Here is a 16,757-nt window from a genome sequence, read left to right as displayed (position 1 = left end):
AATAAGAACACCAAAATGGAGAGTCTATGGATGCTTTGAATTTTGTGCCTCAAGTGATCAAAAATTGCGAAAATATAAACGATCAACTCCAACAATTTTCCACAAGTTCAAAAATAGCTATTGAGAAAATTTGGTTTGATGTTCTCAATATCAATACTTTTATCAAAATTAATGAAAAAGATGAGCCTCATATGATTACAGGCAATGAACTTGCCCAATTCGAAAAAGATAATTTCTATATTAAGGAAGATTTTTTTGTCCATCAAACTTATGATATTAGGATAAGACCTAAGACAAAGGATTATGGCATAAATATTGAAATCACGCCTAATGCCGATAAGGTTTATGCACTTTTTGATGAATCCTTTGTAATGATAGATGACGAGAGGTTTTTTGAAGAAATTTTTGGCGTTATTGATTCTTTGATGGCACAAAACAAAATCATCTTTCGCCAACAATTTCAGCAACGCGAGAATTTAAAAACCAAACTCAAAGAATCTAAAGTAGAATGCTTATTTGAAAAAATCCTTTTAAAAACTGCTCCTGACTTGATTCCTTATAAGCCTGCAGAATTTCATTTCACAATTAAAGAAGAATGGGAAAAAGAAAAATCAAAAATAGCTCCTGAAAATGCTTTTTTTGGGGTTGGGGTAGATGGAGTTATCGCTGAATATATCAAACCAATTGAAGGAAAAAATGGGCGAAATCTAAAGGGAGTATTTGTCAAAATGGATACGAAAAAAATAGATCAAATACCTCCCATAACCTTCAGTAAAACATATGTAAGAAAAGAAGAAACCGCTGATAAATGGCTTTTTAAATCATTGATTTCAGGTTATGTAAAAATACTCAACAATTTCATTACTTTCAATACCAAATATGAATTTGATTCGATGAAACTCATCAATGCACCAATATTTTTGGGTGGTCTAGATAGTGGCATTACACTCACCATAACATCAGATGATGACCTTAATGATGCAGTTGGAGCAAATATGATTATAGAAGCTACAACAATTGATGTTGTCGGGAGCATTGGAGAAAATGTAGAACTTCGTGCACAAACTATTTCTATCAAAGGGCAAACTCATCAAAGCAGCATTGTCAATGCCACTGAAGCTAAAATCATTACCCACAAAGGTAAATTTTATGGAGAAAATATCACTGTCAAAAATCTAGACTGTGGATTCATACAAGCCAATGACTGCTCCATAGAAACTTCAAGTGGTGGCACCATATATTCAAAAAAAATTTCCATTAAAAAGCTCAAATCCAATAATAAAATAAATTTTTCTTCTGAGTGCAATCTCAAAGAAATTCAAGGCGGAAACAATGAGTTCGTTATCTCTTCTAGTTCTCATATACCAACGCAAGAGACAATAGAATTTATAAATAAAAAAATCTCTCTTTTAAAAACAAAAATGCGTTCAATGGCAAAAGAATATCAATTTCTTATTTCCAAAGCTAAAAAAAATAAACCCATCATTGATAAGATAAAAGCAGCTGATAAGTCAGTTCAAAAAGTGATGCTTAATGATGAAGATATCAAAAAGGCCTATCAAGAATTTAGCATTCATGTCAAACAACTTAAGGTACTAAAAAAAGAACTGCTCAATCTACAAGAAAAAATAAAACAACTTGTTTATAATCTAATGCAAATAGAAGATGAAACTCTTCGTGCCAAAATCAACACCAACTCAGAGTGGAAACAAGAAAATGAAATCATCTATCAACGTAGGTATCCTAAAGCTACCGATCAGCTCCTTACGCTCAAAGATGGTGAAAATGTGGATATTTATATTGACTCTAAAACCAAAAAAATTACAAAAAAAATCTCTTAAGGATAAAAAATGATAGTTGGTATGATTGGAAATATTCACAAACTAGAGCCCACTAGGCTTGAATTTGAAGTTAATGGTCTCATCTATGGCATACATATTTCTACTAATACAAGCTATGCACTCAATACCCAAAAAGAAAAAAGTGAAAAACTAACCCTTCTTATCAGTCAGATTATTCGTGAAGACGCTCATCTGCTCTTTGGTTTTATTGAAGATATAGAAAAAGTCACCTTTGAACGTCTTATCAAGATAAACGGCGTAGGACCTAAAGTTGCCCTCGCAATTCTCTCCACCTATACCCCACAAACCTTTGGAAAAATCATTGAAGAAAAAAACATAGCAGCTCTTCAGAGGGTTCCAGGTATTGGAGCAAAAGGTGCGGGTAAAATTATGGTAGATTTAGCAGGATTTTGGAGCGAACTTACAGATTCTCACAATATTTCAGCAAACCAAGGTAGTCAAAACGAGGCACTTTTGGCACTCCAAAGTCTAGGGTTTAAAAGCACAGATATTGCAAAAGTTCTCAAAACCATAACAAGTTCTAGCACCCAAGAAATCATCAAAGAAGCTTTAAAGTTACTAAAATAATTAAGTTATAATTAAAATATATAAAATAGGAGCACATATTGCTAGATAAAATCAAAATCATCGGTGCAAAAGAAAATAATCTCAAAAATATCCATTTAGAAATTCCAAAAAACAAGTTGATTGTTTTCACGGGATTAAGTGGTTCAGGAAAATCAACTCTAGCGTTTGACACTCTTTATGCTGAAGGGCAAAGACGCTATATTGAATCTCTATCAAGTTATGCTAGGCAATTTCTTGACAAAGTAGGCAAACCTAATGTTGATAAAATTGAAGGTCTAACTCCAGCTATTGCCATTGATCAAAAAACTACAAGTAAAAATCCACGTTCCACAGTGGGAACTATCACGGAAATCTATGATTATTTACGGCTACTCTTTGCTAGAGTTGGAACACAACATTGTCATTTATGCGGAAAACCTATCTCACAAATGAGTCAAACTGATATTATAGACCAAATCTTATCTCTACCTCAAGAGAGCAAAATCATCATTTTAGCTCCGATCGTCAAAGAAAAAAAAGGAAGTTTTAATGATAAGATTCAAGATTTACGTCAAAAGGGCTATGTCCGTGCATATATAGATGGCGTTATGGTACGGTTGGATGAAGAAATAGAACTAAGTAAAACAAAAAAACACACCATTAAAGTTATTATAGATAGAGTTATTATCAATAAAGAAAATCATTCAAGGATAGCTCAAGCGATAGAAAAAGCACTCAAAGAAACTTATGGGGAGCTTGAAATAGAAATTATTAAAGATGATGAAAAAAATAATGAATTTATACATTATAGTGAGCATTTAGCTTGTTTTGATTGCAAGGTGAGCTTTGAACCACTAGAGCCTTTAAGTTTTTCTTTTAACTCTCCTAAAGGAGCTTGTGAAAATTGCGGGGGTTTAGGGAGCAAATACAGCATTGATATCAAAAAAATACTAGATAAATCTTTGCCTTTAAACAAAGGCGGAATAAAAGTTATTTTTGGATTTAATCGTAGCTATTATGCTGAGCTTTTTAGTGGGTTTTGCAAAACAAATAAAATCGATGGTAATAAAACTTTTGAAGATCTAAAAGAACACGAACAAAACGCTTTGTTATATGGCAATGGAAATGAAGTTGAATTTATCTGGAAAAATTCAACACTCAAGCGTCCTTGGAAAGGTATCATACAAATTGCCTACGATATGTTTAAAGACGAAAAAGATTTGGGTGATTACATGAGTGAAAAACCCTGTTCAACCTGCAATGGTCATCGCCTAAAAGCTCCTTCTTTAAACGTGAAGGTTTCACAAAAAGGAATCGGGGATATTATTGATATGCCCATTGAAGAAAGTTATAGTTTTTTCAATAACGATGATAATTTTAGCTACCTAACAAAACAGCAAAGTTTCATAGCAGCTTCTATTTTAAAAGAGATTAAAGAAAGGCTTTTTTTCCTCTATGATGTAGGACTAGGATATCTTAGTCTAGGAAGAGATGCAAGGACTATTAGCGGAGGCGAGAGTCAAAGAATACGAATTGCTAGTCAAATAGGCAGCGGATTAACGGGGGTAATGTATGTTTTAGATGAACCAAGCATCGGACTACACGAACGCGATACGTTAAAACTTATAAAAACCCTAAGAAATCTGCAAGAAAAAGGAAATACAGTTATTGTTGTAGAACATGACAAAGAAACTATTAAAAATGCTGATTTTATTGTAGATATTGGGCCTGGTGCAGGAAAAAATGGTGGTGAAGTAGTTTTTGCAGGAACGATTGAAAAAATGCTCACTTCCAATACTCAAACTTCTCAATACATTAATGGAAAAAAAACCATCTCTTATCCGCACAATAGACCCCAAAAAAAATGGCTTGAAATCAAAAATGTAACTATTAATAATATCAAAAGTCTAAACCTCAAAATTCCACTCTCAAACTTTGTATGTATCACTGGAGTGAGTGGAAGTGGCAAAAGTTCCCTAATACTCCAAACACTTCTCCCAGTGGCACAAGAACTTCTTAATAATGCAAAAAAAATAAAAAAATGTGATGGTGTAGAAATTGATGGACTTGAAATGCTTGATAAAGTCATCTATTTAGATCAAAGCCCAATTGGTAGAACTCCACGAAGTAACCCTGCAACCTATACAGGCGTAATGGATGATATCAGGACATTATTTTCTGAAGTCAAAGAAGCAAAAATTTTAGGCTATGGAATCGGTCGGTTTAGCTTCAATGTAAAAGGTGGAAGATGCGAAAAATGTCAAGGAGAAGGTGAAATAAAAATTGAAATGCATTTCCTCCCTGATGTGATGGTAAAATGCGATGCCTGCAACGGTGCAAAATACAATCCTCAAACACTCGAAATCAAATACAAAGGCAAATCCATCGCAGATGTCTTAAATATGAGTGTAGATGATGCTTGTGAATTCTTTTGCAAAATACCCAAAATAGCCTCAAAGCTCAAAACGCTTCAGGATGTTGGTCTTGGATATATTACATTAGGGCAAAATGCAGTAACTCTAAGTGGTGGCGAAGCCCAAAGAATCAAACTCGCCAAAGAACTCAGTCGCAAAGACACCGGAAAAACTCTATATATACTAGATGAGCCTACCACAGGGCTTCATTTTGCTGATGTGGATAGACTTACAAAGGTTTTACACCATCTAGTTGAGCTTGGCAATTCTATGATTGTCATCGAACACAACTTAGATATGATAAAAAATGCTGATTATATCATTGACATAGGACCTGAAGGTGGAGATAAGGGTGGAAAAATCGTAGATATAGGAACACCTACTGAGATTGCAAAAAATGCCGAAAAGTCCCACTCTTATACAGCTAAATTTTTAGCACAAGAATTAGAAGAGGACAACAAAAATGCTAAAAAAACTAGAAAAAATAGTTGAATATCTAAAAAGTCTTAATTTGAATCTTTCTGAACAAAGCAGAGATGGACGCATTAACTCTGCCTTTAACGAAGATGAATTACTCAATATCATCAAAATAAAATTTCCTGAAATCCAGTATCCAAAAAAGAGAGATTGGAAAGATTTCTGTTTTGAAGAAGATGGTCAATATATCCCTGTGAATATCAAAATAACCAAAACAGATACAACAGATAACCTAAACTGCAAAGTTGGCATATATTATGCCCTAACAGGAAGGATTCCTAGTTTTGATAATCAGATTGATTGGGGCAATTATTTAAGGAATTTGAGAGAAGACATAACTCCAAACAATCAAGATTACTACTTTCTAATCGTAAATAAAAATAATCCTAAAGATATCTATATAGCATCACTAAAAACAATAAATAAAATAGTTCCAAATGGAAATAATCTACCATTTCAAGCTAAATGGGACGAGAATAAATACGCAATAAATAGAACCTTTGAAGAAGCAAGAGATTATTTACTTAAGACAATGGGAAAATCCTTTAGACTTAGAAGTCGTGTATATGACCAATTTGTGGAATATTTTCCAGAATTTAAGAGGTTGATAGATTGAATCACTCCAAAGAAATTTTAGGACAGTTTTTTACTCCTACTTTTGTTGTAGATGAAATGATAGGACTTATAAAAAACAAAGGGAGTATATTAGAGCCTAGCTGCGGAGATGGAGCATTTTTAGACCATTTACCCTCACATGCAGTAGGTATTGAATTAGATTCTAGGGTTATCAAAAATAAAAATGTAAAAAACATAGATTTTTTTAGTTATAGCATTGAAAATAAATTTGACACCATCATAGGAAATCCTCCATATGTAGCTTATAAAGAAATTAATGATAACACCAAAACACTTCTATATTCCTATTCAAGGTTATTTGATAATAGGACAAATTTATATCTATTATTCATCTATAAATGCATCTTGCATCTAAAAAATAGTGGTGAGCTAATTTTTATAACGCCTAGAGATTTTTTAAAACTAACATCTTCTATCAAACTCAATGAGTTTTTATATAAAAATGGAACAATCACCGACTTTATTGATCTAGGAGATAAGAAGATTTTCAAAGATGCCCAGCCTAATTGTGCAATATGGAGATTTGAAAAAAATAATTTTATTAGAAAAACAAATTTAGTGAAAAATTTTAGTTGCAATAATGGTCAAATATACTTCACAGATAATAATTATTTTATAAAATTTAAAGATTTATTTTTTGTAAAAGTGGGTGCAGTTAGTGGGAATGATAAAGTATTTTCTAATGAAAAATTAGGAAATGAAGATTTTGTATGCTCTACGACTTGCAAGACAGGAAAAACTAGAAAAATGATTTACAACAAATATCTTATACAGCTAGAACAGCATAAAGAAACTCTAATAAAAAGAAAAATCAAAAACTTCAATGAATCCAATTGGTTTTTATGGGGGAGAGATTATTTTAAAAGCGATTTATCTAGGATTTATGTGAATACAAAAACAAGGAATAAAAAACCATTTTTCATCCATCCATCAAAAGCATATGATGGATCTATACTTGCCATATTTCCAAAGTTTAAAACTACAGCTAAAGAACTCCAAGAAATTTGTCTTTTATTAAACAACGTCAATTGGGAAGAACTTGGCTTTATTTGCGATGGTCGTTTTTTATTTTCACAAAAGAGCTTGGAAAATTGCTTACTTGGAGAAGAGTTTGGTAAGTTCAGTTTTATTTAAAATCATTTCATCAGTCAAAAGTTTTTGCATATTGTTCTCCTAGTATTTTTGCAAATAGCTCTTTAAAATAATTCCTTATTTTAAGTTCTACATCAGCGATACCTTTAGGCTTGAAGGAATCTTTCAGGATAGAATTGGTGCGAATACTCTCTTCTATGAAGCACTCTTTAATCTCTTCAAACCTTTCATTATCAATCATTACATCACAGTTTCCCAAAAAATACGGCATTTTATCAATATATCTTTTAAAAACATCAATATAACAATAATATGGAAATTTTTCTTCATGCACATAAACTGCATTATTGCTATGAGTGTTTATAAAAGTGCGATTTCTTTTGAGAGCATTTATGTCGCGTAGAGTATAAAATCTTGCGACAAATTGTTCATCTTCTTTGAGGGTTTTTTTATTAGGATATTTATGAATGTAGTTTGCGATACTATCAAAAGAGTTTAACCTAAAAATTCCTCCTTCTTTAACTTTGAAGTCAAAATCTTTGATAAAATCATAGCTCATTCCAACGCAATCCCTTTGATATAACCCTATGAGTATTGGAAAGCCAGTTACTCTAGAAGTGCTAGAGAATTCTTGAGAATTAAAAATCACTCCATTGATGAGTTTATAATTTTTGACAAATTTTGAAATCAAAGAAAAATTAGATTTTTTGATGAGATAAGATAAAGGGTGCAAAACGCAGACATAATCAGCTTCTAATTTATTATAAGAGAGTAAAAAAGACATTCCTAAATCACGCGTTTTTATATCAGCATCTATTTGTGTTGGTGCATATTTTATGTGACTACAGATAATAGAGGTTGTATCATTATAAGGAGGGTTTCCGATAACAACAAGCTTTTCATCTTCTTTAATATTGAAAACTTTACGATTAACATCTTTTAGAGAATTCTCACAAATAAATTCTGTATTTATATTTTTCTTTGCCTTTTTTATAGCTTCTATATCAATATCAACCCCAATGAGGCGATTTTTTATATCATCTTGTAAAAACGATCCATATCCGCAAGATGAATCTAAAATCGTGTATTGTGGAAAATTAACAACATTTCCTTTGAGCATTTCATAAACCAATGCCACCAAATGCTTGGGAGTATAATAACTTCCTAGATTGACGGTAGATTTTTTATCTAAATGTTTTTGATCTATATTCATAAATTTCCATCATTCAATTATAGATAATGCTATAAATCGCCGCAAAAATCGTAAGCAATCCGAAAATCAAAATAAATAAATTTTGCAAAGGTTTTTTGTATTTTTTGAGTTCATCAAAACTATAAATAGCTATCAGAGGAATAATAAAAAGGATTATTGCTAAAACAGGTCCGACAAATTTATCTATCATCCCTAATATTTGAGGGTTCATATAAGAAGCAATCCAGGCAATAATAAAAGTAAGACTAATAGTGATTTTTTTGGCAAATGATGGACTAATTTTATGATTAGAGAGTTTGAATAATATCTGATTAAACCCTTCTTGTGCTCCTAAATAATGCCCAAAAAATGCCTTCCACATGGCTACAAAAGCGATTGCAGGAGCAACATATATCATAATAGGAGCAATGACTTTGAAGATAGGATTTTGAAATCTATCAGCAATATTGGCCAGAAGAGATAAAATGGAAATATTTTCACTTTGTGCGAGTTTGAAATCATCAGGACTTAGGCACATCATAAAAGAAAATACAAAAAACATCACGGTTGCTATCATTAAGATATTGCTTGTAGCTATAATTTTAGAGCTTTTTATATCTGCATCCTTGCCATATTTTTCTTTAGAATATACAGCAAGTGAAGAAATAATGCAGGAGTGATTGAAAGAAAATACCATCACAGGAAGCAATAACCACAAGCTTTTAATATCCCTACTCCAAGAAAAATCCACATTTTTAAATAGATTGGTATTCCACTCTGGAATCAGTGAAAGGGCTATGAGGATCAATACAATAATAAATGGCACAACCAAAGCACTCATCACTTTTACAATCACTTCCTGTCCAAAACTCACGATAAAAATCAAAATTCCCACCAAAACAAATGATAAAAGTAACCGATTGGGGGCATTCATATGTAATTGATTAACAATAAAACTGTCTAAAGTGTTTGTAATTCCTACAGCGTAAATAAGCAATACAGGGAAAATAGCACAAAAATACAAAATCGTGATTATCATCCCCCCTATATTTCCAAAATACTTCTGTGCTACAACTGTAATATCATCAGAAGTCGCATCTGATGATATTACAAAACGACACAATGCTCTATGAGATAAAAAAATCACTGGAAATGCCAAAATAAGCATCATCACAAGCGGAATAAGTCCGCCAGAACCCATCTTAATAGGCAAAAATAAAACTCCTGCTCCAATAGCTGTACCATAAAGACTTAACGCCCAGAATAAATCTCGCCTATTCATATTTGATCCTTTTGTTTTTTTGTTTTAAATCTCTAGTAAGAATTATAGTTAAAAAAATATTCCTCATAAAAATAACAGTTTAAAAATATGACTTTCCATCCTCTAGTGTCACTAGAAGGAGCAAATCTAAATTATATTTCTAAAGTTTTGAAAATCAATTAAAAAGCGAGAATCTTAAAGGAAAAAGGAAAAAATCTTGAGGATTTATGGGAGATAACTCTAAATCGATTAATCGATGATTGGGATGCTAAAATATGGGATATTCCAAATGTAAAAAACAACCATCCAGAAAAATCAAATCATCCTTGCCAATTCCCGGTAAAATTAGTCGAAAGATATATTTTGGCACTAAGTAATGAATATGTTGATATTGGTCTTAAGAGAATAGATAGTTTCTTAAATGGTGAATTGATCACTCGTCCGATCCATCAAGAGATATATAAACCAAAATCAACTGATAAAGTTGCACAAATTCCCACTGAATGGACCAAATGAAAATAGGTCAGATTTACAGTCATCTAAATGGTCTAGAATTTTTAGAAATTAGAAAACCACATTTGCTAAAAGAAATCAAAATAGCGATTGAAAATGTTGACGCAAACAAAGCTTTTGAAAAAGTTAATAAAGAAAAAACAAAACTAGGGAGAACGCTCTATTCTCCATCAAAATTAAATAAACTTTTTCAAGAAGAATTCAAAAAGTTCGGTTGGCAAGACAAAAGAACATCTTATTTTGTAAATGAAGATCTGCAGACAACTAAGGAAACCTATAATATTCAAGATAGAGATATTCAAAAAAGAGAAATAGAAAATAGAGGTTTTAAAGCATTCAGAACATACAATCAAATAGATTTTGTTAAATAAAGAGTCGCTATTTAGGTGCAGTTTGGAAAATATTTTTCAGTACAATATGATCTCCATGTCAAGCACACATTTTTTTATCAACTTGATGACATTGATATAGGTGTTGAAATTATTCCTATGCACAGCCTTATGAAACAAATGTCTACTGGCGTAGCCTGGTATGAAAATGAACTTACAAATATCGTTAGAGAAGGTCGTTCAAATCCAACTGTCCTAATTATTTTGATTGGACTAACAGAGTGATAATTCTTACTTCTCTCCTACTATCAAAAACATTGGTGTTGCATTAAACATCAGCTTCTCTTCTTCATTCCAAATCTCTTGATAAAACTCCCTATAACAAGCAATCTGTCTAAAACCTATAAAATCTAAAACCTCCTCATCCCATTTGGGTCGCTCTATCTTGCTAAGAGGAAGTGATTTTGCAATCTCTTCCATTTTTTGAGCATTGGGGTATAGATTGGTCATATGATCAGGAATCCCTAATTTTGCTATCTTTTCTCTGTCTTTTTTGTAAATTTCATTTTGTTTTTTATTATAGAGTTGTAGATACCAATTTGCATCAGCATTGAAAATCTTCCCTCCTTTTTTTAATACACGATACCATTGTTCATATGCTTTTTTTGGATCTTTTAAATTCCAAGTCAGATTTCTTGAAACAACTAGATCAAAACTATTATCTTCAAAAATCAGATTATGTGCATCACCCACACAAAACTCAATCTGAGTATTGTGTTTTAAGGCATTATCTTTCGCACATTCGATCATACTGGGAGTGTAATCCAATCCTATTACCTCTGCATTAAGCTTGGATAATATAATCGAAAATATTCCCGGGCCACAACCGATGTCTAAAACCTTTTTGCCTCTAAAATCATCATAGATATATTTAAAAAATATACTGCTCCAAAGGTGATTTTTCTCACCATTTAGTTCAGCTAGGTTTTCTTGTGCATAGCTAAATGATCGCTCACTCCAATATTCTTTTATTTCTTCTAACATTAATTCACTCTTTTAATTTAAAATCTAACATTTGCCTGTGCAAAAAACGAAGCACCAGCAACTTGATAATAGTCATAATAGCGATTATTTGTAAAATTTAAAAAACTTATACTCAAATCAAGATTATTTTCAAACACATAGCCTATTTTTGCATTAAAATAAAGTTGATCATCGTAATATCCAAATGTATTTTTGAAAACCTTTGTGTTAGTATCATCGCTATAAGATTTGGACTGAAAGCTCCCCTCAATTGAGCCATAAATACCTTTTTTTGAATCATAAAGTAAAGCTACATGGGCAATATGTTCAGGCGTGTTAGGAATGAATTTTCCCTCAGTAGAGGGTTTGGCAGAATTTTTAATTATTTTAGCACTAGTATAAGTATAATTTGTATTCAACAAAAAATATCCTCCTAGCGGTTGAAGATAACCTATTTCAACACCATTTATTCTCCCTGCTCCTGCATTTTTATTTTGATAGGGAATATCTTTTCCATTACCACTTCGATAGATTATATTGAAAAGTTCTGTTTGAAAATAATAAATTTTAAACACTCCTCCTTTCAAGCTATTGATATCTGTACCTACATCAAAAGATATTCCTTTTTCAGGTTTAAGTTCTGTATTATTGATCCATTTTTGCGTGGAAGTACTGATACGGAATATTTCTCTCAAAGTTGGAACTCTAAAGGCACTTCCTACAGAGGTTTTAAAAACCGCTCTATCTAAAAAATTGTAATTGATGGAGAGTTTTGGAGAAAAAGAGCTTTGTGAGAGATTGCCTACGGGTGTTTTTTGATATTTGATTTGAGTGTAATTAGCAAAATTCTTCCAATAATCATATCTAATGCCTAAAGTCGTATTCAAATTATCACTCCAGGCACTATCTAGTTGAGCAAATCCTGCACCTAGAAAAGCTTTTCCCCCATAGGCTTTCAAGAGACCTTTATCATATTTTCTCACCTTCCAATCACTCATTCCATAGTTGAGCTGATCTAATGCCATGTATCGTCCTTGCAGAGCAACGCTTAAGGTATGATCCCCAAAAGTTTTGTCATATACAATATCCAAGTAATTGCTAGTGCTATAAATATCTTGAGAATATCCAGTTCCTCCAGCAATTGTTGGCAGAGGAATTGCTGAAATATCTGCATCTAGCCAATAACTGTACAAATTCACACTTGAAAGTGTAGCTTTAAGCATAGAATCATCTGCAAAACTATGTATATGTGAGACAGAAGCAATATAATGCGTATAACTGCCAATTCCTTCATAACCACTTCCTATAAATGGATTATAAGAACTATTTCCATATACAACCCTTCCTGAAGCATCCACTAGATTGCTATGAGGGGAAATAAAATCATAATGATGATTAGAAACTGAAGCCATCAAAGATGTAGTATCACTATCTCCCCAATCATATTCAATTTTTATTCTCCCATCATTAAGAACATATTCTCTTCTACCTGTATCTCCGGCGATATAGTTCCCTGCCCTATCTACACTATAACCACTTATACCAATTAATTTGATAAAATCCCCCATTGATCCAAATGCCGGGACACTTGGGTAGCCTCCTGAAGTAGTAAATCCATAACTTGCCTTTACCCGCAGTCTTTTATCTAAAAATACATCTCCTATGCTTGCATACCCTCTAACAATGTTCATATCTGCTTGATTTTTTTTGAATGCATTTCCATAACCTACCAAAGCAATGCTTTCAAGTTTTGTGGGCATTGAAGTGATAAAATTTACCGCTCCGCCAATAGCACCTGTTCCATAAAGACTTGAAAATGCTCCTCTGATAACCTCTACTCTTGAGACATCATAAAGAGAAAGTTCATCTAATATTCTATTCTCCCCTTCTAGATCGCTCAATATCACCCCATCTAACATTACAAGAGTGCCATTAGTAATTCCTCGTATAGTGATAGAAGGTCGAGGATTAAGTCCTGCATCATTTGAGATATGAATTCCTTCATAGTTTTTGATAAGATCATTCACTTTTTGAGGACTTCTATCTTTTATCTCCTTTTCTGTGATAACGCTAATATTTCCGGGTGCTTTTTCAATACTGCTCTGCGTTCTTGTCGCACTGCTAACCTGTCTATCTAATAAATAACTCTCCTGACCCAAAAGAGAGCTGCCAAACATAAAAATACCAAATACTTTTTTCATATATCTACCTTATTACAACAAATAACATCGCTAAGCAATGATTGTACTCAATAAATATGTAGAAAATAAGAAGCTATTTTAGATTCATGATTAAAACTTATAGATTTATTTTTGTTTCCTCACTTCGGTGATACTCTTACCCCCAAGACCATAATTATCTGTCTGTATTTCATCAATAATCACCACAGTTGAGGCTTTATTCTTTTTAAGAACTTTTGCTAGTAAGTCTGTAACTCCCTTTATAAGTTCTTGTTTTTGCTCTGATGTAGGTTCTCCATTTTCTTGTGTGATTTTAATATTAACAAAAGGCATATTTTTCCTTTAAATTATTTAATTACACCCCTCCTATTTCTAGCATTTTATAATCTATGGAGGGTTTAGCATTAAGTGCTAAAACTCAAAATTAATTTTTATTTCTGTTATCAAAAAATCGTATAAACCGCCGCAGAAATTGTGAGTAATCCAAAAACCAAAATAAATAAATTCTGCAAAGGTTTTTTATATTTTTGCAAAGCTTTAAATCTATATATCGCATATAATGGCATTATAAATAATATAATCGCCAAAACCGGTCCAACAATATTGTCAATAATATTAAGGATTTGTGGATTTGCGTACGCCACAAGCCAAGAAACAATAAAAGTGAATAAAATCGTGATTTTTTTACTTATTTTTGGAGTAATTTTTTGTAATGAGAGTTTGAATAAAATCTGATTAAACCCCTCTTGAGCCCCCAAATAATGCCCAAAAAAGGATTTTCCCATCGCCACAAAAGCAACTAATGGTGCAACATACACCAAAATAGGCGAAATAACCTTGAAAATAGGATTTTCAAATCTATCAGCAATATTTGCAACCAAGGATAAAATGGATATATTTTCTTCTTGTGCTAGTTTGAAGTCATCTACATTTAAACACATCATAAAAGAAAATACAAAAAACATTACAGTTGCTATCATTAAGACATTGCTTGTGGCAATTATTTTCGTGCTTTTTTTATCACAAGCATCGCCATATTCTTTTTTTGTCCAAACTGCCAAAGAAGAAATAATAGGAGAATGATTGAATGCAAACACCATCACAGGAAGCATGAGCCATAAATTTTTAATATCTTTATGCCAAGAAAACTCAATATTATGAAACAAATCCAAATTCCACTCTGGTATCAAAGAAAGTGCTATAAGCATTAGCACAATAATAAAAGGAAATACCAAAACACTCATTACTTTTACAATAACATCTTGACCAAAACTCACTGTTAAGACCAAAATTCCAACCAAAATAAAAGTTAATAACAATCTATTTGGAGAAGCAAAACCCAACTGATGCACGATAAAACTATCAATAGTATTACTAATTCCCACGCTATAAATAAGTAGTATGGGAAAAATTGCACAAAAATACAACAAAGTGATAATCATCCCTCCAAATCTTCCAAAATACTCTTGTGCAACCACGGTAATATCATCAGAACTTGCAGGAGAAGAAAGTACAAATCGACACAATGCCCTATGTGCCAAAAATGTAATCGGAAAAGCCAAAACTAGCATCATTATCAAAGGTACCAATCCGCCTATCCCTGTTTTGATCGGTAAAAATAAGACCCCCGCTCCAATTGCAGTGCCATAAAGACTAAACATCCACAACAAATCTTTTTTATTCATCATCTATCCTCTTTTTTGTTTAGTTTAGAAACATTATTATTATACAAAACAATACTTTTGTTTCAAATATACTTTAGATTTTTATTCAAAATTTGATATATAATTCCAAATCCCATTTAAGGCAACATTATGAGCAACCTCAATATATTTAAAATAGGCGTTGGCCCATCTTCTTCTCACACTTTAGGACCTATGTTAGCTGGAAATTTGTTTTGTGAAAAAATTTCCCATCAACTAAACATAATAGAAAAAATTCAAATCTATTTCTATGGTTCGCTCTCACTTACAGGCAAAGGACACCTAAGCGATAAAGCTATCATTTGGGGGCTTAACAACATAGAAGCAAAAAATCTTGATACTTCCACTCAACAAAGTATTATAGAAAAAGCACTTCGAGATAAAAAAATAAACCTATGTGGCAAGAAAGAAATAAACTTTGATTATCAAAGAGATTTGATCTTTTCAAAACAATTCTTACTCTTACATGAAAACGGTTTGGTTTTAAAAGCACTTGATAAAGCAGGAAATATAGTCAGTGAAGAAACTTATTATTCCATCGGTGGAGGATTTGTAAAAACAGCTCAAGAACTCCAAGATATAAAAGAAAATGGCATACAAGAAGAATTCACAGACAATAAGCTTGTTTTCAATCACTCAAAAGATATTCTTGAGTTTTGTCGCAAAGAAGGCAAAAATCTAATTCAAGCTTCGCTAGAGTATGAATTACAATTCAATAGCCTAGAGTTTATACATAATTATTGCCTAGAAATCTGGCAGACTATGCAGGAAGTCTATAACAACGGCATCAAACCACAAGAAAATACTCTACCAGGTAACCTAAAGCTCAATCGCCGAGCACCTGGTCTTTTTAACAGAATTCAGCCCACAGCAGATCCGCTTGGAATCATCGATTTTATCTCTTTATATGCCATCGCAATTGCTGAAGAAAATGCTAGTGGAGCAAAGGTTGTGACCGCTCCTACAAATGGGGCTTGTGCGGTTAATCCAGCCGTAATGTTGTATCTAAAAAACCATACACTAGGCTTTAATGACCAAAAGGCAATAGAATTCCTTCTTGTAGGAATGTTGATAGGATCACTATATAAGAAAAATGCAAGTATTAGTGGAGCAGAAGCTGGATGCCAAGCTGAGATTGGAGTTGCTAGTTCAATGGCAGCAGCGGCGATGGCTTCAGTACTTGGAGCAGATGCCTTTGTTTCCTCAAATGCTGCTGAAAGTGCGATGGAGCATCATCTAGGACTTACCTGCGATCCAGTAGGTGGTCTTGTTCAGATTCCATGCATTGAGAGAAATGCCTTTGGAGCTATCAAAGCAATTATGGCAGCTAGAATGGCGATGAGTCGCAAAAGTACTCCAAAAGTAACGCTTGATGAGGTCATCCTCACGATGTATAACACAGGTAAAGATATGAATCTCAAATACAAAGAGACTTCACTTGGAGGATTAGCAACAACGCTCTCTAGCCTCTGTTAGTAAGAAATTGCAAAAATCAAAAGATTAAAAGGGCATCTCGCCCTCCTTAAGTA

The 16,757-nt window shown here is 32.6% G+C and carries 13 protein-coding genes and 1 pseudogene; 8 read left to right on the top strand and 6 right to left on the bottom strand.

What is annotated here, in order from left to right; all coding sequences use genetic code 11:
* The first annotated feature begins 26 nt into the window (after positions 1-26).
* From Q5I06_RS06085 to Q5I06_RS06065, 5 genes are read left to right on the top strand one after another with little or no spacing between them, the layout of a single operon-like run.
* Positions 27-1,841 carry a FapA family protein gene (locus Q5I06_RS06085; RefSeq protein WP_305517241.1) on the top strand — a complete coding sequence of 605 codons (1,815 nt, stop codon included), beginning with the start codon at positions 27-29 and terminating at the stop codon, positions 1,839-1,841.
* Between the two features lie 9 nt (positions 1,842-1,850).
* A complete protein-coding gene (ruvA, locus tag Q5I06_RS06080) occupies positions 1,851-2,429 on the top strand; it encodes a Holliday junction branch migration protein RuvA (RefSeq protein WP_305517242.1) in 579 nt (192 codons plus the stop codon).
* 38 nt (positions 2,430-2,467) lie between these two features.
* Positions 2,468-5,314 (top strand): excinuclease ABC subunit UvrA, encoded by a 2,847-nt coding sequence (gene uvrA / locus Q5I06_RS06075; protein ID WP_305517243.1) that lies wholly within the window; start codon positions 2,468-2,470, stop codon positions 5,312-5,314.
* Positions 5,286-5,915 (top strand): restriction endonuclease, encoded by a 630-nt coding sequence (locus Q5I06_RS06070; RefSeq protein ID WP_305517244.1) that lies wholly within the window; start codon positions 5,286-5,288, stop codon positions 5,913-5,915. The genes uvrA and Q5I06_RS06070 overlap by 29 nt, the downstream gene beginning before the upstream one ends.
* Positions 5,916-5,971: 56 nt before the next feature.
* Complete coding sequence (locus tag Q5I06_RS06065) at positions 5,972-7,069, top strand: Eco57I restriction-modification methylase domain-containing protein (RefSeq protein ID WP_370690938.1); 1,098 nt, start codon at positions 5,972-5,974, stop codon at positions 7,067-7,069.
* Between the two features lie 10 nt (positions 7,070-7,079).
* Here Q5I06_RS06065 and Q5I06_RS06060 read toward each other — a convergent pair whose 3' ends face one another.
* Positions 7,080-8,240, bottom strand: a complete 1,161-nt coding sequence (locus tag Q5I06_RS06060) for an N-6 DNA methylase (protein ID WP_305517246.1) — start codon at positions 8,238-8,240, stop codon at positions 7,080-7,082.
* Positions 8,241-8,253: 13 nt separating this feature from the next.
* Complete coding sequence (locus Q5I06_RS06055) at positions 8,254-9,501, bottom strand: aromatic amino acid transport family protein (RefSeq protein ID WP_305517247.1); 1,248 nt, start codon at positions 9,499-9,501, stop codon at positions 8,254-8,256.
* A 171-nt stretch (positions 9,502-9,672) separates the two neighbouring features.
* On the opposite strand from Q5I06_RS06055, the gene Q5I06_RS06050 reads away from it, so the two are divergent.
* Both Q5I06_RS06050 and Q5I06_RS08775 read left to right on the top strand, forming a co-directional pair.
* Positions 9,673-9,996 (top strand): DNA methyltransferase, encoded by a 324-nt coding sequence (locus Q5I06_RS06050; RefSeq protein WP_305517286.1) that lies wholly within the window; start codon positions 9,673-9,675, stop codon positions 9,994-9,996.
* A pseudogene (locus Q5I06_RS08775) lies at positions 9,984-10,607 on the top strand (BglII/BstYI family type II restriction endonuclease). Before Q5I06_RS06050 ends, Q5I06_RS08775 begins: the two are co-directional and overlap by 13 nt.
* Positions 10,608-10,613: 6 nt before the next feature.
* On the opposite strand, the gene Q5I06_RS06040 reads toward Q5I06_RS08775, so the two are convergent.
* From Q5I06_RS06040 to Q5I06_RS06025, 4 genes are all read right to left on the bottom strand, one after another.
* On the bottom strand, positions 10,614-11,366 hold the full coding sequence (locus Q5I06_RS06040) for a class I SAM-dependent methyltransferase (protein ID WP_305517248.1): 753 nt from the start codon (positions 11,364-11,366) through the stop codon (positions 10,614-10,616).
* A 17-nt stretch (positions 11,367-11,383) separates the two neighbouring features.
* The gene (locus tag Q5I06_RS06035; protein WP_305517249.1) at positions 11,384-13,546 is read right to left on the bottom strand and encodes a TonB-dependent receptor; all 2,163 of its coding nucleotides are present in this window, start codon (positions 13,544-13,546) and stop codon (positions 11,384-11,386) included.
* 105 nt (positions 13,547-13,651) lie between these two features.
* A complete protein-coding gene (locus Q5I06_RS06030; protein ID WP_305517250.1) occupies positions 13,652-13,858 on the bottom strand; it encodes a 2-hydroxymuconate tautomerase family protein in 207 nt (68 codons plus the stop codon).
* Between the two features lie 110 nt (positions 13,859-13,968).
* The gene (locus Q5I06_RS06025) at positions 13,969-15,210 is read right to left on the bottom strand and encodes an SLC5/6 family protein (RefSeq protein WP_370690935.1); all 1,242 of its coding nucleotides are present in this window, start codon (positions 15,208-15,210) and stop codon (positions 13,969-13,971) included.
* Positions 15,211-15,339: 129 nt separating this feature from the next.
* On the opposite strand from Q5I06_RS06025, the gene Q5I06_RS06020 reads away from it, so the two are divergent.
* The gene (locus tag Q5I06_RS06020; RefSeq protein ID WP_305517252.1) at positions 15,340-16,704 is read left to right on the top strand and encodes an L-serine ammonia-lyase; all 1,365 of its coding nucleotides are present in this window, start codon (positions 15,340-15,342) and stop codon (positions 16,702-16,704) included.
* Positions 16,705-16,757 lie beyond the last annotated feature (53 nt).

The sequence above is a fragment of the Helicobacter cappadocius genome (assembly GCF_030688855.1).
GTDB lineage: Bacteria > Campylobacterota > Campylobacteria > Campylobacterales > Helicobacteraceae > Helicobacter_J > Helicobacter_J cappadocius.
This window is presented reverse-complemented; position numbering and strand designations above follow the sequence as displayed.